The sequence below is a fragment of the Clostridium sp. genome (assembly GCF_050717535.1).
Classification (GTDB): domain Bacteria; phylum Bacillota; class Clostridia; order Clostridiales; family Clostridiaceae; genus Clostridium_AD.
The window spans coordinates 75,352-96,352 of sequence record NZ_JBOITM010000074.1 but is presented as its reverse complement, the minus strand read 5'-3'; the positions used below and the strand labels follow the sequence as shown (position 1 = coordinate 96,352).

17 protein-coding genes are annotated in these 21,001 nt (G+C 31.5%); 3 read left to right on the top strand and 14 right to left on the bottom strand.

Going from position 1 to position 21,001, the window contains the following annotated elements:
• Positions 1-55: 55 nt before the first annotated feature.
• Positions 56-871, bottom strand: a complete 816-nt coding sequence (locus tag ACREVU_RS14100; protein WP_431552237.1) for a purine-nucleoside phosphorylase — start codon at positions 869-871, stop codon at positions 56-58.
• 204 nt (positions 872-1,075) lie between these two features.
• Positions 1,076-1,636 carry a nitroreductase family protein gene (locus ACREVU_RS14095; RefSeq protein ID WP_431552236.1) on the bottom strand — a complete coding sequence of 187 codons (561 nt, stop codon included), beginning with the start codon at positions 1,634-1,636 and terminating at the stop codon, positions 1,076-1,078.
• Positions 1,637-1,884: 248 nt separating this feature from the next.
• On the opposite strand from ACREVU_RS14095, the gene ACREVU_RS14090 reads away from it, so the two are divergent.
• The gene (locus tag ACREVU_RS14090; protein ID WP_431552235.1) at positions 1,885-3,510 is read left to right on the top strand and encodes a HEAT repeat domain-containing protein; all 1,626 of its coding nucleotides are present in this window, start codon (positions 1,885-1,887) and stop codon (positions 3,508-3,510) included.
• Between the two features lie 383 nt (positions 3,511-3,893).
• Here ACREVU_RS14090 and amrS read toward each other — a convergent pair whose 3' ends face one another.
• From amrS to ACREVU_RS14050, 8 genes are all read right to left on the bottom strand, one after another.
• Positions 3,894-4,880 (bottom strand): AmmeMemoRadiSam system radical SAM enzyme, encoded by a 987-nt coding sequence (gene amrS / locus ACREVU_RS14085; RefSeq protein WP_431552234.1) that lies wholly within the window; start codon positions 4,878-4,880, stop codon positions 3,894-3,896.
• 11 nt (positions 4,881-4,891) lie between these two features.
• Positions 4,892-6,292 (bottom strand): AmmeMemoRadiSam system protein A, encoded by a 1,401-nt coding sequence (amrA, locus tag ACREVU_RS14080; protein WP_431552242.1) that lies wholly within the window; start codon positions 6,290-6,292, stop codon positions 4,892-4,894.
• A 172-nt stretch (positions 6,293-6,464) separates the two neighbouring features.
• Complete coding sequence (locus tag ACREVU_RS14075) at positions 6,465-6,770, bottom strand: type II toxin-antitoxin system RelE/ParE family toxin (protein ID WP_431552233.1); 306 nt, start codon at positions 6,768-6,770, stop codon at positions 6,465-6,467.
• A 4-nt stretch (positions 6,771-6,774) separates the two neighbouring features.
• Complete coding sequence (locus ACREVU_RS14070) at positions 6,775-7,050, bottom strand: type II toxin-antitoxin system Phd/YefM family antitoxin (RefSeq protein ID WP_431552232.1); 276 nt, start codon at positions 7,048-7,050, stop codon at positions 6,775-6,777.
• A gap of 74 nt (positions 7,051-7,124) precedes the next feature.
• Positions 7,125-8,897: an aminopeptidase P family protein gene (locus tag ACREVU_RS14065; protein WP_431552231.1), complete on the bottom strand. Its 1,773-nt coding sequence runs from the start codon at positions 8,895-8,897 to the stop codon at positions 7,125-7,127.
• Between the two features lie 124 nt (positions 8,898-9,021).
• Positions 9,022-9,648 carry a cyclase family protein gene (locus tag ACREVU_RS14060; RefSeq protein WP_431552230.1) on the bottom strand — a complete coding sequence of 209 codons (627 nt, stop codon included), beginning with the start codon at positions 9,646-9,648 and terminating at the stop codon, positions 9,022-9,024.
• Between the two features lie 11 nt (positions 9,649-9,659).
• Entirely contained in the window at positions 9,660-11,165 is a 1,506-nt protein-coding gene (zwf, locus tag ACREVU_RS14055) for a glucose-6-phosphate dehydrogenase (RefSeq protein ID WP_431552229.1), read from the bottom strand.
• A 137-nt stretch (positions 11,166-11,302) separates the two neighbouring features.
• A complete protein-coding gene (locus ACREVU_RS14050) occupies positions 11,303-12,622 on the bottom strand; it encodes an HD domain-containing phosphohydrolase (protein WP_431552228.1) in 1,320 nt (439 codons plus the stop codon).
• A 221-nt stretch (positions 12,623-12,843) separates the two neighbouring features.
• Here ACREVU_RS14050 and ACREVU_RS14045 point away from each other — a divergent pair, with 221 nt between their 5' ends.
• Positions 12,844-13,338, top strand: a complete 495-nt coding sequence (locus ACREVU_RS14045) for a LapA family protein (protein WP_431552227.1) — start codon at positions 12,844-12,846, stop codon at positions 13,336-13,338.
• 182 nt (positions 13,339-13,520) lie between these two features.
• Here ACREVU_RS14045 and ACREVU_RS14040 read toward each other — a convergent pair whose 3' ends face one another.
• Genes ACREVU_RS14040 through ACREVU_RS14025 form a run of 4 tightly spaced genes read right to left on the bottom strand, consistent with a single transcriptional unit; the run spans position 13,521 to position 19,476 of the window.
• Positions 13,521-14,504, bottom strand: coding sequence for a diguanylate cyclase (locus ACREVU_RS14040; protein ID WP_431552226.1), 984 nt, complete (start codon positions 14,502-14,504; stop codon positions 13,521-13,523).
• Positions 14,488-15,072 carry a chemotaxis protein CheB gene (locus tag ACREVU_RS14035; RefSeq protein ID WP_431552225.1) on the bottom strand — a complete coding sequence of 195 codons (585 nt, stop codon included), beginning with the start codon at positions 15,070-15,072 and terminating at the stop codon, positions 14,488-14,490. Before ACREVU_RS14035 ends, ACREVU_RS14040 begins: the two co-directional genes overlap by 17 nt.
• Before the next feature lie 25 nt (positions 15,073-15,097).
• Positions 15,098-15,946, bottom strand: coding sequence for a CheR family methyltransferase (locus tag ACREVU_RS14030; RefSeq protein WP_431552224.1), 849 nt, complete (start codon positions 15,944-15,946; stop codon positions 15,098-15,100).
• Positions 15,943-19,476, bottom strand: a complete 3,534-nt coding sequence (locus tag ACREVU_RS14025; protein ID WP_431552223.1) for a response regulator — start codon at positions 19,474-19,476, stop codon at positions 15,943-15,945. Before ACREVU_RS14025 ends, ACREVU_RS14030 begins: the two co-directional genes overlap by 4 nt.
• A gap of 292 nt (positions 19,477-19,768) precedes the next feature.
• Between ACREVU_RS14025 and ACREVU_RS14020 the strand changes: the two genes are divergently transcribed.
• Positions 19,769-20,938 (top strand): acyltransferase family protein, encoded by a 1,170-nt coding sequence (locus ACREVU_RS14020; RefSeq protein WP_431552222.1) that lies wholly within the window; start codon positions 19,769-19,771, stop codon positions 20,936-20,938.
• The last annotated feature ends 63 nt before the right edge of the window (positions 20,939-21,001 follow it).

Below are 21,001 nucleotides of genomic sequence, written 5' to 3'. Positions count from 1 at the left end.
CAATTACGAATAGATAACCGTTCATTTATTAGCTTCACTTATGTTGTCAAATAGGCTAAGCCATGCCTTCAATAATTTTAACTACCCATTTACACAAATCCACAGAAGCCTTTTGGGCAGTTTCTACTACTCTTTCATGAGAGTGTTTAACTTTCTGTATTCCTGTAGCCATATTAGTAATACAAGCAATACCTAGTACATCCATACCTAAGTAGTTTGCTGCTATTGTTTCAGGAACTGTTGACATGCCTACTGCATCCGCCCCCTGTCTTCCTATTGCTACAATTTCTGCAGCAGTTTCATAATATGGCCCCATAAACCCAGCATAAATTCCCTCTTTATATTCCACACCAATCTCATCCGCAATAGCTTTTGCACTATCAATAAGTTCTAGATTATATGGCTCAGACATATCTGGGAATCTCACACCAAATCTTTCATCATTAACACCAATAAGTGGATTGTCACTAATAAGATTTATAAAATCATTGATAATCATTAATGATCCTGGGCTGAAGCTTGTATTTATTCCTCCGCAGGCATTTGTAACAATAAGCTTTTTAATACCCAACTGTTGCATAACATATATAGGATAAGTTACCTGCTTCATTGTATAACCCTCATAGTAATGGAATCTTCCCTGCATCAATAGTACTTCTACGCCACTAATTTGACCAAAAACTAATCTACCTTCATGCCCGGCTACTGTGGTTAGTGGAAAATTAGGTATATCCACATAATCAATGTACTCACTATTTTCTACTACATTTGCCAAATCACCTAAGCCTGAGCCTAAAATCACGGCCACTACTGGCTTATTGTTCACCTTATTTTTTATATAATTTACCGATTCCATAACTTTATCGTACATTTAAAATTCCCCCCAAAGTATATTCTTAAATTTCAAAGTCCTGAACTACCAATATTAGTTTTTCATATTTATATTACCACTATAATGATATAAATAGAATTTATAATTTTCACTTATCCTTATATATCTATTTGATAAAAAATTCAACAGATTTAATTAAATCTGTTGAATTTTTTATTTATATCTTATATTGTAAACATATTTCTATTTCATATAATTTACTGAGTTTTCTTTCCTTTTTGGTGCATTAGTTATCTGAATTTTTTTATATCCAAGACATACTGCATGTATTTGTTTAAAGCCTTCCGGTATTTCAAGTTCCTTAAGCCATTCTGCGCCTTCTGCACTATTTAATAAATATGCAATAAGCCCAATCCAACAGCCTCCAATTTCTAATGATTCTGCTGCTATAAGCATATTTTCTGCCGCTGCGGCGCAATCAACTGAAGCAGCCCCATTATTCTGGTCTCCGGATATCAAAACTACTGTTGGAGCATTATAAAACACATGAAATTTTTCATTGTCAGTAAATCTTCTAATGTATTCATTATCAGATTTACTTGCAATTTCTTTAAAAGCATCATTTAACCTATCTATAATATCTTTTCTTTGTATTACTGTAAAATGCCAAGGTTGCTTATTTGTAGCACTTGGTGCATAAATACCTGCATCTATTATATCTTGCACGTCAGTATCATTAAGCTGTTCTGGTAAAAATGCCCTCGTGCTTCTCCTATTTCTTATATTTTTTAAAGTTTCATTCATATTTAAACTACCTCCATTATCTTATTTCCACTAGATATTATTGTATCACTATATTTTAAAAATGTAAGTACGCACTTTAAAAACTCATAGCAACTAAAACTATACCAAGATTGTATTTTATATATTAACACTAATATCTCCCCATTACCTCTAAATATAAGGTATAATTAAAGTTATTAACTTAAAACATAAGGTACAAAACAATTAATAATTGTTTTGTACCTTAGAGAACTACAGGAGGGTAACGAATGATGGAAATAAATGAAATAGTAGCAGCACTATTAGAAAGTCTAAAAACTGCAAATGATAAACAGAGATCTGCTATAGTAAATAAGCTTTCTCTAGATTATAATAATGCAATTCCAATGTTGTGGTCAAGAATAATAACAGATGAGGACCCAAGGGCTATACTTTCTGTTATGAGGGATATTTTAAAAAAGGAAAAACCAAAGGGAATGTTCAAAAGAACTATCGGTAATTCCAAAGAAAAGCTTAGCGCTCTTCTTACGCACTCCGATCCCAAAGTAAGAAAGAATGTATGTGGTGTTATTGGCGAACTGGGAGACCCTGCATATTTAGAGGCTCTATATAATGCCTATAACTCTGAGGATAAATTATTTGTAAGATATTCCTATGTACTTGCAATAGGAAACTGCGGCACAGCTATTGATGCAGATAAGTTAAGGAAGATGTTTGAAGATGTAGTTGCAAATGAAAAAGCTTGTAGTGATAATGACTCACTAGTAACAACTAATAAACATATTAATGAAGAAAAACTAGCACTTACAAGGGCCATAGATAAATTATCGCCCCCTGTACATCATGAATTTAAAGGCTTTGATGAAACTGTACCTATGATTCTAACAGTTATGAATTATCAATATCAGCAAACATTAAAAGAACTTGAGGAAAACTCAATTAACGGTAGACTTATAGATGAAGGTATTCTTATTTATGAGAATGATTTAGATAAAATCTACAAATGCAGAACCTTTTATGAGCTTCTGTTCCCAATAGATAAGTGTGAAGACTTACAATTTGATTATAAAGTAATAGCCGCTGAAATTATAAATGCAAATGTTGTAGGTTTTTTAAATCAGTGTCACAATAATGAAAGTAATTTGCCTTTTGGGTATAGAGTCGAATTTAAAACTATGGACGCAAGTAGAGAGAGATCAGAGTTTGTAAAAAACTTATCTATGGAGTTAGATAGCCTCTCCTCTGGTAATTTGAAAAATAGTCCCTCATCCTATGAAGTTGAAATCCGAATACTTGAGAAAAATGATCTATGTAGTGCATTTATAAAACTATATTCCTATGTAGACAATAGATTTGACTATAGGAAAAATGAAATAGCAACCTCCATAAATCCTATAACTGCAGCTATTGTAATGAAGTCTATAGAAAAATGGTTGAAAACTAGTGCTAATGTTATTGATCCCTTCTGTGGTACTGGAACAATGCTTATTGAAAGAGCTAAACTAGAAGCAGTTCAAAGTTTAACAGGTATTGATATATATAGAAGAGCTATATCAGCTGCTGAAGTTAATTCTAAATTAGCTAATCTAGACATCGATTTAATAGATGAAGATATATTTGAATTTTATACTAGTCATCCTTTTAATGAACTTATAACAAATATGCCTTTTGACAATAAGTCTACCACCCATAATAAATATGCAGACTTATATAGGGATTTTGTAAATAAAATTCCCAGCCTTGTAATAAAAGGTGGAATGGCCTTTGTTTATACAATAGAAAAACAATTATTTAGAGAAGTTCTAATTGATAATGAAGATCTTGAGCTTCTTCAAGAGATAAAAATTGAGAGTGGTAGGCTTACACCTCATGTATTTGTGCTAAGAGTTAAATAAAAAAAAAGTATATATTACTACTAATGCATTCATTTCGCTAAGAACTGCTAATTTTATTTTAAATTATGCTGCTAAAAAACATAAACTCGCTTCGCTCAAACATATGTTTTTCTTAACGCAGCACAATTTAAAATAAAATAAGAAGTTCTAAAGCTTATTCAAATGCATTATACGTAATATATACTTTTTTTTGCGTATGAAAACATTTGTTAACAAATGAAAATTTCTAAATGTTACTTTAACTCTCATCTATAAGAAAGTTATCCACATTGTTTTCCGCAAGCTGTTTCCTATATAATAAAAAACGAGTCAAAAAAACACTTTAAAAGGAGCGGGTAACCTAGCTATTAGATAACTTACTCCTTTTACTTATACTTTTAAATTTAAAGTATAATATTTATCTTATACCCACATTTTGGACAAATACTATCACTAGTATTAACATGAACATTGTTTCCATCTCTTTCAATAATTTTATAACCGCACTTTGGGCAATATGTTGAGTTATCTATGCCCCCTACATTACCCATATATACATAGTTAAGATGTTTCTTTGCTATCTCTGCATCTTTATACATTACCTCAAGCTTTGTAGCAGGATTCTCCATCTTATAGTTTGGAAAATATCTTGATAAGTGAAGTGGGATATCTTTATCTAATGAAGCTATAAACCTAGCAATTTCCTCAATTTCTAGAGTAGAGTCATTTTCACCATTTACAAGTAAAGTAGTTACCTCTACATGACACTGTTTTGATGCTACCCTAATAGTATCCATTACAGGCTTAACACTCCCTCCGCATATATCCCTGTAGTACTTATTACTAAATGCCTTTAAATCAATATTCATAGCATCTACATATGGAAGCAGCATGTTTAAAGGTTCTTCTTTTATATAACCATTAGTTACCAGCACTATACTTATATCTTTAAGCGATTCCTTTAATAGCTTTGATGAATTGAATACATATTCATACCATATAGATGGTTCATTATATGTAAATGCTACACCTATATTACCTTCCAAACCTTTACATAACTCTACTAATTTTTCTGGAGGTACATATTCGCTATTTGCTCTTCCTTGAGAGATGGAGTAATTTTGACAAAATTCACAACTAAAATTACAACCAAAACTTCCTACAGAAAGTATATTGCTACCTGGCTTAAAATGATATAACGGCTTTTTTTCTATGGGATCCTCTGCCATGGAAGTTATCTCTCCATAATTTATTGTATAAAGCTTTCCATCTCTATTTAATCGTACATTACACTTACCAAATTCACTAACCGCAATAAGGCATTTATGCGGACAAAGTTTGCAACTTATTTTATCTCCACGATTTTCATAAAACAGTGCTTGTTTTTCCATAATTTCAACTCCTATTTATGCCTTATAACCTCAAATTTTTCTATGGAATAATCTTGATTCAGTGAAATTCCTGCTTTATTTAACACAATACTTATCTGCTCCTCTACAGTATTAACACCCTCAAGGTCCGGTAAAAGCAGTCCTCTGTTTCTACCACTTGTTACAATAACTCCATATTTTTTAGGATTTAATTCACCTTTCAAGGCCGGTACAGGTTCAGTTAACACATCTACTGAAAACACAAGGTCCTCAAGTTCTCCCTTAGATACCGGACTAAACCTTGGGTCTTCTTCTCCTGCCTCAATAGCATTTCGCATTATCTCACTTGCAATACTATCTGTTGTAGGAAAAATGGTGCCTATGCAACCTCTTAGCTGTCCAAATTTTTTAAGAGACACGAAAACTCCTCTTTTATTATTTGTCATTTCCTCTGTTACATAACTTGGTCTATCCATATAGCTACCCTCTAGTAGATAATGAGTAAGACTTTCTCTTGCAAGCCTGACATAAAGATCTTCATTATTTATTCTTTCATTATATATTTTTCTTTTTCCCACCATAATTTCTGATATTACATCCCGATCACTTTTTTCAAGTTCAAATTTCATTACCCCATACCCAACTCCAAAAGTACCTTCATAAGAAAGGAGCTCTCCCTTTATTTTATTGCCATCCATTGCTCCAAGCATTATATAATAAGACCTTAACCCACATTCTCCCGCATTTTCAACCATTTCTGGATTTATATTAAATACTCCTACTACATCACCCTTTGTTAACAGACTTATTATTTCACGATCAAACTTTTCTCCATAGGGATTATAATCATAAGGTCCTTCATCTTTAAGATGATGAGAAAGATCGCCACTTCCAATAAACACAGCATTATCATTACCTTCCTCTACTGCCTCTTTTATAAGTTTACCAAATTTATATAATTGTATAGGACTAATTCCCCCATACGTAATATGAACAAGCTTAAACGAATTATATTTATGGACCACAAAATACAGTGGAACTATGCTGCCATGATCTAATTCATATTCTATACCATATTTTTTAAGAAACCTTGTACTAACTTCTGCTGTTGGAATACCATTAGTACGTGCCTTATCCATAATTTTTCCTGTTAAATCCATGTCTACTTCAAAATTCATAGAAACATTTGAAGCTCCAAATTGTTTTAAACTACCTGAAATAGAGCTTTCAAAAGAAAGAGCTATAGCATCCGAAAACATAGTACCATGTGGTGTCACCACTATTATTACCTCTGGCTTTAGCTCAGCTATTTCACATCCAATACGATCACATGCATCATATGTATTTTTTATCTTTTTTTCCTCTCCACGTCCCACCTCTGGAATTATTATAGGTGGATGTGGCATTGTATAATAAGCCATTATTTTACCCATCATAATCACCTCTCCTATTTATTACTTTATGTCTAATTTACAGAAATATCAAGTCAGTGTTCTAATTTTTTTTGCACCTAAATATTTTACCCACTACTTCTGGTTCATATCCATAAGGATTAACGTAAACCTAAAAAAGTGACACCCAACTATTAAAGTCAGGTGTCACTTTTTATCTAATGATTTTGGTAATATCCATCTTTGCATAAATAATTCTGTGTATTTCCACAACATCTTCATTAACGACATAAAATACTAGATAGTTCTTTACAATTAACATTCTATATTCCAATTGAAGCAGTTCTATGGATTGATAAACTCTGCAAGCATAAGGGAATTGTTGAAGTCGCAATATTGAACCGTCAAGTAAATCAACCAAATCCAATGCAGCCTTTGGTTCTTTTATTATGTCTACAATATAGTCTATAATATCATTTAAATCCTTTTGTGCTAAAGACAAGTATTTTAGCTTATACATTGCCTTATTCTACCTTATCGGCAAGTCTTGCCCTTAAACCTGAAAACACTTCTTCATGTGAAAAACGTTTATCAGTGGATTTGGATTGAAGTTCTGCTTCCTTTAGCTTAAAGTATATTTCACTCTCAAATAGTCTACGTTCATAGGCTTCAATACTCATAACAACCATATCACCATAACCATTTTTGGTCAGAAATAATGGTTCTGAAGTTTCATGTACTATTCTTGAAATATCAGCAAATTTATTTCGCAAATCTGACACTGGTCTAATCTGTGGCATATAATCACCCCTTTACTGATTTAGCATAATTTTATCATAATTATGCTAAATTATCAAGTACTGTTCGAAATATTCTATATTGCTACCGTTGATTTTTTTAAGTATTCTAATTCTTCTCCCTGTAAATAAAACGAGAGCTTCTCAAATACAGTTTTATGATAGTTGTTTAGCCAAGATTTTTCATCATTTGTTAATAAGGACACATCTATAGCTTCTAAGTCTATAGGGCATAGTGTTAAAGTCTCAAACTTCATAAATTGTCCACCATACTCAGTCTTTTCATCTTCCTGCACAACAACTAAATCTTCTATTCTTATACCATGTTTCCCTGCTTTATAAACTCCTGGTTCGTTGGACACTACCATTCCTTTTTCAAGCTTAATAACATTGGGAATCGTAGATATTCTATGTGGTCCTTCATGAACATTTAGGAAGAAACCCACTCCATGTCCTGTTCCATGCTTAAAATCCATGCCTGCATTCCAAAGTGGAATTCTAGCTATAATATCTAAATTTGAACCCGTTGTTCCATATAAAAATCTCTGCAATGTTAAATTAATCATTCCTCTTAATACTAAGGTAAAGTCTGTTTTTTCTTCCTTGGTTAAAGGACCTACAGCTAATGTTCTTGTAATATCTGTTGTTCCATCTAAATATTGAGCACCAGAGTCTAATAGATAAAGCCCCTTCGGCTTTATAGTAGCCTGATCTTTTTTCGTAGCAGAGTAATGAGGCATAGAAGCATTTGCACTGTAAGCTGAAATTGATGCAAAGCTTAAATCATAGAAATTTTCTCCTGCACTTCTTATTTCCTCAATTTTATCTGATGCTTCTATTTCTGTAATATTACGCAATTTTATGGTTTTCTTCATCCAGGTTATAAATTTAACCATAGCCACACCATCGCGTACCATAGCCTTCCTAATATTTTTAATCTGAATATCATTTTTTATAGCCTTAAATCTTGTAGTAATATCCATAGCCTCTAAAGTCTTAATTTTTATAGCACTATATACCCAAGTGCTAGTTCTTGCTGCATCAAGTAATATTACTCCATTTTTAATTTCTCCTAAAAATTCTCCTATACTATCGTAAGGCATTATTTCTACATTAGCCTTTTCAATTTCATGTCTAACTTGTGAATTTATTTTTTTATCATCTATAAATAGATAATATTTTTTCTCTGATACCATTACATAAGCTATAGTTAGAGGATTACATTTTACATCTCTTGCCCTAATGTTTAATAGCCATGCTATGTCATCAAGTCCTGATATAACATAGTAATTTGCTCCCATAGTCTCCATTTCATTGGCTACCTTAGTAAGTTTTGATTCTCTTGACTCTCCTGCATATGCTACATCATGCAAAATTACTTGGCTACAAGGTTTTTGTGGTCTATCTTTCCAAATTATATCTATTAAATCTTCATTAACTTCATAAGAAAATTCACTGTTTTCTAAAGCGCACTTTAGTCCTCTAAAATACTCTACTGAAATAACCTTACCATCAAAAGCAATTTTTGCTCCCTTATGTAGTGTTTCTTTCAAAAATTCCTCAACAGTTGGAACACCAGCTAGGCCCATTTTAAATAGTGTTACCCCAGTATCTCTTAATTGATTTTCTGCTTGTATAAAATATCTTCCGTCTGTCCATAACCCTGCCTCTGTTAATGTTACAATTGCAGTACCTGCAGAGCCGGTAAATCCAGTTATAAAGGTTCTAGCAGTATAGTGCTCTGCTACATATTCACTTTGATGTGGATCTGAACTAGGAACTATATATGCATCTATGCCTCTTTCTCTCATCTCGTTTCTTAACTGCTCAATTCTTTCTTTTACATTCATCCTACACACCCCATTAATTTGTAAGCTTCACTTGCAATTTTCATTGCAAGTGTTTACTCACAATATTTTATATCTTTGTCTTCATTATAACATAATAAGACATGATTTTTATGATAAGTGGTTCTTATATTGAATCCTTTATTAGAATTACTCTAGCAGGTGCACCATCTACTCCCTTAATTTTAAGCGGTAGCGCACACATTAAATATTCATCCTCTACAATATCTTTTAGTCTAACTCCTTCTATTATAATTATTCCCTTGCTAAAAAGTATTTTATGAGTATCATGTTCTGGCTGAGCCCTTTCTATTCCAAAGGAATCTATTGCTACTCCAATTATTCCTTTTTCAGCTAAATACTCAGCTCCACTCTTTTCAACATAAACAAAACCTGGCTGAAATTCTTCGAAGAAGGAATTTCTAGTTTTAAGTAATAAGAATTCACCTTGTAAAATGTTTTTATCAATAAGATCCTCTTTTGTAATTCCATCCGCTACCTTTGTTAAATCTATTACTCTACACTTTGCAATCAATTTATTTAAATCAATAGCATCAATAGTAGCACCCATGTTATCTACATGATATGGGGCATCAATATGTGTTCCCGTATGCAAATTCATACACATGCTAGATTCATTAATACTATCCTTTGGAATTTTGCGATCAAATTTAATTACTGGTCTTTTTTCTTCTATGTTCTTGTATACTCCCATACTTTTTTCTATAGTCATAGATATATCATAAATAATCATGTTTTCTCTCCTTAATCAGAAGTAGTATTCCACCACTGTCTGCCATCTTTTTTCATTAAATCTACTGCAGCCTGGGGACCTTTCGATCCTGCTAAATAGTTGGGATAACTAGGTATATTATCTTTAAATTGCTTTTCAATACTCTCAATATATTCCCAAGAATGTTCAAGTTCATCCCATCTAGTAAATAGCGATGAATTATTTCTAAGGGCTTCAAGTATTAATTTTTCATAAGCCTCAGGAGAATCATTAACATACTTACAACTCTGACAATAATCTAGCTGTACCTTTTCCATTTTAAACTCGCTACCAGGTTTTTTCGCATTTATCTGAAAGAAAAAGCCCTCTTCCGGTTGAATTTTTAAAACTAGAAAATTATTTGGAATATCATTAAACTCCTTGTAATAATTAATCCCACGAAGCTTTTTAAATTGAATTACTATCTCAGTACTTTTATTATTCATTCTTTTTCCTGCTCTTATATAAATAGGGACTCCTCCCCATCGAAAATTATCAATATATGTTTTAAGTGCTATAAACGTATCCGTATTGGACACCTTTGATACACTATCTTCTTCTCTATAACCTACCATTTTCTCACCATTGTAAGTGCCCATGCCATATTGACCCATAACAATATCTTCTTTAAAAGATTCAGCTGTAAAAGCTCTTAATGACCTTAAAACCTTAACTTTTTCATCCCTTATAGATTCAGGTTCCAAATCTAAAGGAGGTTCCATGGCAATTAGGGTTAGCATTTGCAATATATGATTTTGAAGCATATCTTTTAAAATACCAGTATTTTCGTAGTATCCACCTCTACTCTCTACACCTAAAAGTTCATTTGATGTGATTTGAATATTATCAATATAATTTGCATTCCATTGAGGTTCAAATAATGAATTACCAAATCTAATTGCTAATATGTTTTGAATCATTTCTTTACCCAAATAGTGATCTATTCTAAATATATCATCTTCAGGTATAAGCTTTGAAATATTACGATTCAAAATCTTAGCCGTTTCAAGGCTTGATCCAAAAGGCTTTTCAATCATTATTCTCTGCCAACCAATATCCTTACAAACCATACTATTATTCTTTAAATTTCTAATTATCCCTTCAAAATACTCTGGTGCAACGGCTAAATAATATAATCTATTACCCACCGTTGAATATTTCATCTCCATTGTTTCCAAAAATGAATCTAGCTTTTTATACCCATTATTATCAGAAGTAAAATCAAAGTTTTTATAAAAAATCCTTTTACTAAAGAGAAGCCACAATTCATCATTTAAAGGAAACCGAGAAAACTTTTCAACATATTCATACATTTCTTTTCTATATTCCTCATTTGTCTTTACTCGTCTTCCGATAGCTACAATTATAAAATTTTCAGGTAATTTTTCTTCATACATTAGGCTGAAAATAGCAGGAATAAGTTTTCTTTTAGTAAGATCACCAGTTCCACCAAAAATTACAAATATACAAGAGAGTTCCCAGTTAACATTTTCTTCCATTGAAAGTGCTCCTTCCTGATCTTCTTTTCTTAGCGCACTATTACCATATTTAGTAGGCTTTAATTATATGATTAATATAACACAAACTAATGAATATTAGCAAACATAAGTTGTCCATTATCTTGGTGTTAAAAATTTTAATTTTCAATTGTAAAATTCATAGGATTATTAAAAAACAAGGTAAAAACATCTTCATTTACTGTTGTACTAAACTTTAAATTAATGATATCTCTATACCTTAGTATTTCATTTATATTATTTAAAAATAAATCTAATATTTCACCATCAAAGTGTTTATTCCTTTGCTCCTTTAACATTTCTATACAGGTTTCAATAGGGAAAGCATCCTTATAAACTCTCTTTGTAGATAGTGCATCAAAAACATCTGCAATAGCCACAACTCTTGCAGTCAATGGAATATTCTTACCCGAAATCCCTGATGGATAACCGCTGCCGTCCCATTTTTCATGATGATTCAGTGCTATTTCATAACCCATTTTAATAATGCCTCGTTTTGAATTGCTAAGAATTCTTGCGCCATTAGTTGTATGGGTTTTCATTATATCAAATTCCTCCGTTGTTAGTTTACCTGGCTTTAGGAGAATTGAATCAGCAATCCCTATCTTACCTATATCATGCATTAAAGCTGCATAATTCATTAACTCTCTTTTTTCTTCACAGGTTTCTACCATCCCATATAAAATTGATGCATATAAACCGACTCTAACCATATGTAATGCCGAATCTTCATCCTTGTATTCAGCAGAATAGCATAGACGCTTTATAATCTCGTTTGACAATTCAATATTTTCAATAAGTGTATTTTTAAGCAAAGTATTTCTGGCTACTAATTGGGCACTCTTGTCTTCTATCTCGCCAAGTGTACGATTTAGAAAAAAGCTTATTTTTCTAGTCTGAATATCTTGTCCAGTCTTTTTAAAATTCCTGTCTACTAAATCATAATTAATACCATGTTCTCTTAATTTACTCTTCATCACTTTTAATGTTTCTGCCAAAATCTCCTCAGAAAAACTTAAAAACCCCTTGAATTTTCTAAATTGATCTTCTTTTGCTGGTTCAAAGTAAAATACTTCCTTACTTAAAAAAACAGCAGGATGTTCAGGATGATTTATAATAATATCCCATTCGTCTACCAAGGGGTCATTCTCATTAATTTCAATAAATACAGTATTTTTAAAATCACTTACCATGTCTTTGTTAATATTCCGGACAAATATATACATTTTCTTACATAACCCATCCAAAATTTTATATCTTTCAATTTCCACCAAGAAGAATTCAAACCTTTGAAATGTCACAAAAAGTTCTGATTCTAGTTTAAACTCAGTCACCATATCTTCAAGCCCATGACTTATAGCAATGAGTGAAGACTTAGTATATATTTTTTGCTCAATATCAGAAGCATTATTAATAGCTATATCGCTTAATTCAAGCATTTAGTCACCAAACCTTTCACATTTAATTCATATTGTAAACATAATATTAGAACTCTAATGTATAACTTTATAATACAAGATTAATCATATTCTCTTTTTGTCATTTTTGCAATTTTTTACATACTTCTTAGCAATTTGTAAGTTAAACAACTAAAACTATTTTTAACCAAATAAATATGCTATAATTCAATTAATAAACTAGATAAAGGAGGTAATGTCCTATGAGATTTGGTTTTATAATTTCTTTGGTTTTCGCTATTTTAGTAGCCTTATTTGGTATTCAAAATTCTACAATAATATCTATTAATTTCTTTTCTACAAGATTTAATATTTCCCTAGCTCTTCTAATTTTTATATCTGTAATTATAGGTGCTATAATTGTGACTTTATTAAGTTTACAAAAGGAATTCACACTAAGCCGTGGCAATAAAGAATTAACAAAAAAAGCTAAAAGTTTTGAAACTGAGATTGAAGCCTCTAAAAATGATAATGCAGCTTTAACTATTGAAAATGAAGCTTTTAAAAACAAAACAGAAGCGCTAGAAACCAAACTACAAGATTTAGAAGCTAAAATGCAAGATTTAGAAAGTAAAGTACAAGTTTTAGGCACTACAAATAATTCCTTGAGCAATGAAATAAATACACTAAACATAGAAAATGCTCGCATTAACACCCTCTCTGCAAATGAAACTATTAACTTAAATAAGGAACTATAAAAATTTTCTATTATCATAAAAAAATGAGCATCAGCCGCTATTTACATAGCAGCTGATGCTCATTTTACACCTCCATGTTCCTCTCTAGTTCTTACATTTAAAATGAAAAGCAATATATAAAAAAATATGGTTTTAATTCCATACTTTTATACCATAAATCACATTTATCTAGATACCTATTTTTAATATGAAACTACTGTATTACGTCCATTGGTTTTTGCTTTATATAAAGCCTTATCTGCATTATTAATAAAATCCTCCATTGGATAGGCATGGTTTGCTATTATTGTTGTAATTCCCAAACTTAATGTAATGCAAGGGGCAACACTGGAATATTCATGCATAAGAGCTAATTCTTCAATATTCTTTCTTATTTCCTCAGCTGCTATTGTTGCTCCTTTAATATCGGTTTCTGATAAAATTACAGCAAACTCTTCTCCACCATATCGTGAAACTAAATCTAATGGACGTTTTACACTAGATACCATAGCTTTTGCAACCTTAATAAGAGATTCATCTCCTTTTAAGTGTCCATAATTATCATTATAAGCTTTAAAATAATCAATATCTGCCATTATTAGAGATATTGGTTTACCAGAACGCATACTATTTTTAAAGCTGATTTCTAAATACTGATCAAATTGTCTCCTGTTTGAAATACCAGTAAGTCCATCACAAAATGATAGATTCTCTAATCTGTAATTATCAACCCTAAGCTCTGATAATTCCTGAACCCTTAGCTGAAGTAATTTAGACTGCTGCTCTACTAATTTCTTTTGATTATATAGCTCTATAAAGACTCTAACCTTAGACTGAAGTATTATTGGCTCAATAGGTTTAAAAAGATAGTCTACTGCACCTACCTCATATCCTTTAAATATACATTTTTGTTCATTACTTATGGCGGTTACAAATATTACAGGTATATACCGTGTCCTACCATTGCTTCTCATTAATTCTGCAGTTTCAAAGCCATCCATATTAGGCATTTGAACATCAAGAAGTACAAGTGCAAAATCATAATCAAGCATTTTGCTTAATGCCTCATTTCCAGATGCTGCTTTAATAATATTACAATCCATATTTTCAAGTAAACTTTCTAAAACAAACAAATTTTCAGGTCTGTCGTCTACAATTAGTATATTAATATTATCTATTTGATTCATTTTTTCCCCCTATAAGTTCAACAAGTTTAGTACTAATTTCCCTAAGTTCAAGTATATAATCCACCTTGGTTATAGCTATGGCAGCCGTTGGCATTGAATTTGACTCTGCTGTTTTTGGATTTTGAACTATGGTTATGCCTCCTAGTTCCTTTATCCTTCTGAGTCCTTTACTACCATCACTATTTGCACCAGTAAGAACAACTCCTATAAGTCCATTTCCATATGCATTAGCTGCTGTTTCAAAAAGTACATCAATAGAAGGTCTAGCATAATTCACCTTTGGTTCAACTGTAAGCGACAAAGTTTCATCTTCTTCCACCAATAGATGATAATTAGGAGGAGCAACATAAACATTTCCAGAGTGTATTTTTTCCTTTTCATTAGCTTCCATTACATTTATTCTACATATTTCATTAAGATGTGTAACCATATAATTATCAGAATTCGAGCTTAAATGCTGAACTATTAAAATTGGAGCATCAAAATCCTCTTCTAACCCAATAAGTATAGTACGAATTGCATCAAACCCTCCAGCAGAGGCCCCTATTACTACAGCCTTAAATTTCATTTCATCCTCTCCTATTTTACATACTCTAGAGAAAATACTTTTTGCGATAAATTTTTTCATTGCTAACAAACTCTTCAAAACAGTCTCTACTGGTTGAAAATTCAACACTTTCCTTTGATCCTAGGCAAAGAAAACAACCACTAGATAAGCTATCTGAAAATAGTTTTATTACACGGTTTTGCAATTTCTTGTTAAAATAAATCATAACATTTCTGCAAATAATAACATGCATTTCACCAAAAACCCCGTCTGTTACTAAATTATGCTCTGCAAAAGTAATTTTTTTCTTAAGTGAGGTTTCAAATATTACTGAGTCATATTTGGCTATATAATAGTCTGAAAATGAAGTTTTACCCCCAGCCTTTTGATAATTGTGTGTATATTCTTTAATATCAGAAAGTGGGTAAATACCATCTTTTGCCTTTTGTAAAACTATATTATTAAAGTCTGTAGCATAAATCTGTGACCTATCGTATAATCCTTCTTCTTTTAATAAAATTGCCATTGAATATATTTCTTCGCCTGTAGCACATCCTGCATGCCATATTCTTATAAATGGATATGTTTTTAGTATAGGAATGACATCTTTTCTAAAAGCTCTGTAAAAAGATGGATCCCTAAACATTTCTGTTACATTGATAGAAAAATCCGACAAAACTAAATTAAAAAATTCCTTATCATAAATAACCTTATGCTGCATCTCTGCAATAGTATCAATTCCAGTTGCAGCCATTCTATAGTGAATCCTGCGCTTCATGTGAGCACTTGAATAATTTCTAAAATCATATCCATATTTCATATTTATAGCTTCTAATAGAAGATTAATCTCCATTTCTTCATTGTAAGCTTTCTCTTCAGTTATATTTTGGTTCATTTGTATAACCACACCCTTAAAAGTGACACAAGCTTATCCATATCTATAGGCTTTGTTAAATATTCATCCGCTCCAGCATCAATACATTTTTGTTTGTCATCTTTCATTGCTTTTGCTGTTATTGCAATAATTGGAGTTTTATAAAAATCTTTTTGTTTTCTAATTGTACGTATTGCTGTGTATCCGTCCATATCAGGCATCATAATATCCATTAAAATTAAATCTATATCTAAATTTTCATAAAGCTTTTTAATAGCCTCTTCTCCATTACGTCCTATAACTACGCTTAAGCCTTTTTCTTCAAGCACACTAGTAAGCGCAAATATATTCCTCATATCATCATCAACCACAAGAATTTTTTTATTATTTAATGCATCTTTCTTTTCATGTCCAGATCTTATGATTTTAATTTTGTTTCCCTCTATTTTCGAATCTAGATCATGAAGAAATAGACTTACTTCAGATACAAGTCTATCAACAGAGCGTGTCCCTTTAATAATAATACTCTGAGTATATTTTTGAAGTTCTAATTCTTGCTGCCTCGAAAGTTCATCTTCTGTATAGATTATAATTTGTAAATTTGCTATATTTTCATCTTCTAGCTTTGCTAAAAGCTCATACCCTGACATATCTTTAATCTTTAAATCCGTTATTAAGCAATCAAATGATTCTGTCTTTAATAGGTTGTAAGCTTCTGTTCCACTATCTAATAATGTAATTTGAAATCCTTTTTTACTTAAGATCCAGGATATGTTTTCGACTTCCTCTTTATTTTCATCTACAATAAGAAGCTTTTTAAGTGGTTTTTGTATACTATTTTGAATTTTCATAAATAAAGCCTCAAGACCATCTGCACTTACCGGTTTCTTAAGATATCCCAAAACACTATTCATTTTATCAAAAGAATTATTGTAGTCTCCACCAGATATTACATGTACGAAAATATTTTCAGTATTTTTATTTTTCTTAAGCATTTCAACAACTTTCCAGCCACTAATATCAGGGAGTCCTATATCCAATAAAATAGCATCAGGCTTGTATTTCATTGCAAAATTTATACCAGATAACCCATCTTGTGCCATTAAACATTTATAACCCTTTTCATGAACAAGTTCCATTAGAATACTCGCAAATTTTTTATCATCTTCAATGATAAGTATATTTTTTTCAAATGAATTTATAATACTTCTATCATCTATATTTATATCACCTGAAATTTCACTATTTACCAGGGCATTTTCTTCTACTTGCAGGGGATTTGTGTCATGTGCAATGTCCACTAATAAAGATTTCTCCTCATATGCTTTATATGGGAGTATTAAAGTAAATGTACTTCCCTTTCCTCCCTCACTAATAAGGTTGATTGACCCTCCAAGAAGTCCAGCTAGCTCTCTTGAAATTGAAAGTCCCAGACCAGTACCTCCATACTTTCTACTGGTGGTACCATCAGATTGTTTAAATGCTTCAAATATAAGTGCTTGCTTTTCAACGTCCACTCCAATTCCGGTATCAGTTATAGATATTCCTATAAAATTTTCAGTGTTTCCTTCAGAATTTAAAATACTCTGATTTTTAGTACCATGTACTGTCATTGTGACTTGGCCATTACTGGTAAATTTTATTGCATTAGAAAGTAAATTATTTACTATCTGTTGTACCCTCTGCATATCAGATTCAATATTGCCAGGCAATCCATCTTCAATTTCAACTTTGAAATCAAGACCCTTTTGTACTGCAACTGGTCTAAATAACCTATCTACATAGTCTGCGAGATCTGATAAATATAATTTTTCAAAATTAACTTCCATCTTTCCTGCTTCTGCCTTAGATAAATCTAAAATATCATTAATAAGTTTTAATAAATCTCCACCAGAGGAATGTATTGTTTTTGCAAATTCCAACTGTTTAGTACTTAAGGATACTGTATCTTTGTTTGAAGCAAGCATCTGAGAAAGAACCAATATACTATTTAATGGAGTCCTAAGCTCATGAGACATATTTGCTAAAAATTCAGATTTGTATTTGCTTGTAATCTCCAAGGCTTTAGCCTTCTCTTCAAGTTCTTCATTTACTACGCAAAGTTCTTGCTGTTGGCTTCTAAGGTTAGCCTCCGATTTCTTTAATGATTTAGTATGTTCCTCTAATTCCTCATTATTTTGTCTAAGCTCCTCTTGTTGAGACTGCAATTCTTCAGATTGCTCCATAGTCTTATGGAGCAATTCTTTCATCTCAAGCCTTAACTCCGCTGAATGTATAGTAATAGCAATACTAGAACTTATTTCTTTTATAAATTTTAATTGTATCTCAGTAAATTTACTGAAGGATCCCAATTCGATAATGCCTAAAACTTCATTTTCATATACAAATGGTGCAACTAAAATATTTCTAGGCACAGAAGTGCCAACTCCTGATGCTATTTTAATGTAATCCTCAGGAACATTTGTAATGACAATGGTTTGCTTTTCCAAAGCAGCTTGCCCTATAATTCCTTCGCCCAGTTTAATCTCCTTTGATGAATTTTCTGGGTTACAGCCTGCATAACTTCCAATTAGTTTAAAAGTATCATCTTTTGTCTTAATATATACTACACCAATTTGTGCATTCAAATATTTAGAAATATATGTAATTATATTTGTGGATAATGATACTATGTCCTGCTCTCCTCGAATTTTTTCACTGAGTTCAGCTTCTCCTGTTTTTAACCAACTCTGATTCTTATTATCTAATATAAGTTCCGTAAGCTTTGTCATAAACGTGTTAAAATACCTAGCCATATTCCCTAACTCATCATTAGATTCTACCTTTAATCTAACATCTAAATCCACATCTCCCTCTGATATTTCCTTAAATGTATTTGTCACTGTTTTAATTGGATCTACAACCATTCTAATTAACAAAATGGATATAATAATTGTTAACAAAATTGCTAATAGCCCACCCAATAATAATATAATAGCAGTTTGTTTTTCCATTTTAACAAGCTCGTTATTCCTTATCTTTAGCAAATCCTGCTCATCTTTAACAATATCATTGAGTATTTTACGCGAGATATCCATCTGCAGTTTACCTTTTCCCGATTGAGCTGTAACTATTAAATCTTCCATTTTAGCCTGACCAGTAGTTATTTTCCTTCTAACATCTACTATCTGACTAGTCTCCCATTGTAACCAGGTTTCATATGAATTATTAAGCTTTACTAGCCTGCCCTGTTGGGGATAATTATCTTTAGTAAGCTGACTAAGATTATTATACTCATTCTTATAGTCAATTTTCCCTTGATTAAATGGTTCTAAAAATTTTTCTTTTCCTGTAAGTGCAAATCCCCTTGCCCCTGTTTCCATATTTAATAAACTAATAAGTATAGTATCTGACTCTCTTATTACATTATATGAGTGAAGGTTAAGATCTACATCCGCACTTTGTTTAGTAAAATTAATATAAGCATATCCAAGCACTGCTAGCATTAAAATGGTTATCATGCCAAACCCTAGGAACATCTTTTGACCAATTTTCAACTTCTTTAAAAGCACCTTTTTTCCCCCTTTAGCTATGAATACTCTATTATTTAATGATTTTTGATTAACGTTTTTTGCCTAATTATATAATATTATATTATATCATATCAATTGTTGGGATACAACGAACTTAAAGCTCTAGTATGATTTTATACTATTGATTTATTCTCAAGAGATTGGCCATTTAATCTAAAAAAATATGTTTTTAGAAGGAAATATCTAATATTGATAGAATATACATAATTACAGCATTGAAAAAAAGATTTCAATCCTGTAATAAAGCAGACAGTCATAAGGGGGCAATAAAATGGAACAAAAAAACATAGTAAATAGTAATAGTGAAAAAGGTCGACTAAAGTGCATTGATGCAATTAGAGGAATGGCAGTAGCATTAATGCTGTTAGCTGATAATCCAGGTAATACCGCTAGAATATACCCCCAATTAAGACACGCAAAATGGAACGGATGTACAGTTGCAGATTTAGGATTTCCCTTCTTTATCATCATAATGGGTATGGTTGTACCTTATGCACTAAATAGAAGAATAGAAAAAGGTATTTCCCCATTTAATATTTTTGCACACATACTATCACGGAGCATAGGAATATTCCTCCTAGGATTATTTTTAAATGGTTTTCCTCTTTATAACTTTTCAAGTATAAGAATACTCGGTGTACTACAGCGAATCGCTATTATCTATCTAATAGTAAGCAGTTTAACATTATTAATACTATATTTAGTTAAAAACAAGGTAATTCAAGCATCCATACAATTGGGGCTAGCCTTTATAATTATTATAGTCTATTATTTATTAATGAAACATGTTTCCGTTCCTGGATTTGGCAAGGGAATTCTAGAACAGAATGGAAATTTAGTTCAATATATAGATTTACACTGGCTAAAAGGCCACCTATATAAACCAAATTGGGACCCAGAAGGCATTTTAAGTACATTACCTGCCATCGCATCAGGATTATTTGGTGCAGTAACTGGGCAGATACTTATATATACAACAGATAAAAAAATATATAAGTTTTTATCTGTATTTACTTTTGGACTTATAACATTAGCACTTGCGTGCAAAGCGAATATATGGTTTCCCTTCAATAAAAATTTATGGTCTAGTTCTTTTGTTTTGCTTACAGCTGGAATCTGTATTTTACTTACTGCAGTACTTTATTTTTTAATGGATATAATAAAATATGATTCTATATTCAAGCCATTTGTAACTCTTGGAAGCAGTGCGATATTTGTTTACCTAGTATCTGAAATCGTTCGTAAGACACTGTGGGTTATCCCTATATTAGACCCACTTACAAAGAAAACAGTAACTTTAAATGTTTGGCTTACTACCCACTGTATAACCCCATGGGCCGGGAATATATTGGATTCAGCATATTTTTCAATAGTTTATATAGTACTCTGGACTTTAATTATGAGTATTTTTTATGATAAGAAATCTTTTATGAGATTGTAAGAGTACCTTTTACCCTCTCTCACTCTAATTTAACTAAATTGAGTTACTGATGATTATTTTATA

What these genes read in the sequence shown, in the direction of transcription:
- ACREVU_RS14100 (WP_431552237.1), bottom strand. Translation starts at nt 871, where the DNA reads ATGTACGATAAAGTTATGGAATCGGTAAATTATATAAAAAATAAGGTG.
- ACREVU_RS14095 (WP_431552236.1), bottom strand. Translation starts at nt 1,636, where the DNA reads ATGAATGAAACTTTAAAAAATATAAGAAATAGGAGAAGCACGAGGGCA.
- ACREVU_RS14090 (WP_431552235.1), top strand. Translation starts at nt 1,885, where the DNA reads ATGATGGAAATAAATGAAATAGTAGCAGCACTATTAGAAAGTCTAAAA.
- amrS (WP_431552234.1), bottom strand. Translation starts at nt 4,880, where the DNA reads ATGGAAAAACAAGCACTGTTTTATGAAAATCGTGGAGATAAAATAAGT.
- amrA (WP_431552242.1), bottom strand. Translation starts at nt 6,292, where the DNA reads ATGGGTAAAATAATGGCTTATTATACAATGCCACATCCACCTATAATA.
- ACREVU_RS14075 (WP_431552233.1), bottom strand. Translation starts at nt 6,770, where the DNA reads ATGTATAAGCTAAAATACTTGTCTTTAGCACAAAAGGATTTAAATGAT.
- ACREVU_RS14070 (WP_431552232.1), bottom strand. Translation starts at nt 7,050, where the DNA reads ATGCCACAGATTAGACCAGTGTCAGATTTGCGAAATAAATTTGCTGAT.
- ACREVU_RS14065 (WP_431552231.1), bottom strand. Translation starts at nt 8,897, where the DNA reads ATGAATGTAAAAGAAAGAATTGAGCAGTTAAGAAACGAGATGAGAGAA.
- ACREVU_RS14060 (WP_431552230.1), bottom strand. Translation starts at nt 9,648, where the DNA reads ATGATTATTTATGATATATCTATGACTATAGAAAAAAGTATGGGAGTA.
- zwf (WP_431552229.1), bottom strand. Translation starts at nt 11,165, where the DNA reads ATGGAAGAAAATGTTAACTGGGAACTCTCTTGTATATTTGTAATTTTT.
- ACREVU_RS14050 (WP_431552228.1), bottom strand. Translation starts at nt 12,622, where the DNA reads ATGCTTGAATTAAGCGATATAGCTATTAATAATGCTTCTGATATTGAG.
- ACREVU_RS14045 (WP_431552227.1), top strand. Translation starts at nt 12,844, where the DNA reads ATGAGATTTGGTTTTATAATTTCTTTGGTTTTCGCTATTTTAGTAGCC.
- ACREVU_RS14040 (WP_431552226.1), bottom strand. Translation starts at nt 14,504, where the DNA reads ATGAATCAAATAGATAATATTAATATACTAATTGTAGACGACAGACCT.
- ACREVU_RS14035 (WP_431552225.1), bottom strand. Translation starts at nt 15,072, where the DNA reads ATGAAATTTAAGGCTGTAGTAATAGGGGCCTCTGCTGGAGGGTTTGAT.
- ACREVU_RS14030 (WP_431552224.1), bottom strand. Translation starts at nt 15,946, where the DNA reads ATGAACCAAAATATAACTGAAGAGAAAGCTTACAATGAAGAAATGGAG.
- ACREVU_RS14020 (WP_431552222.1), top strand. Translation starts at nt 19,769, where the DNA reads ATGGAACAAAAAAACATAGTAAATAGTAATAGTGAAAAAGGTCGACTA.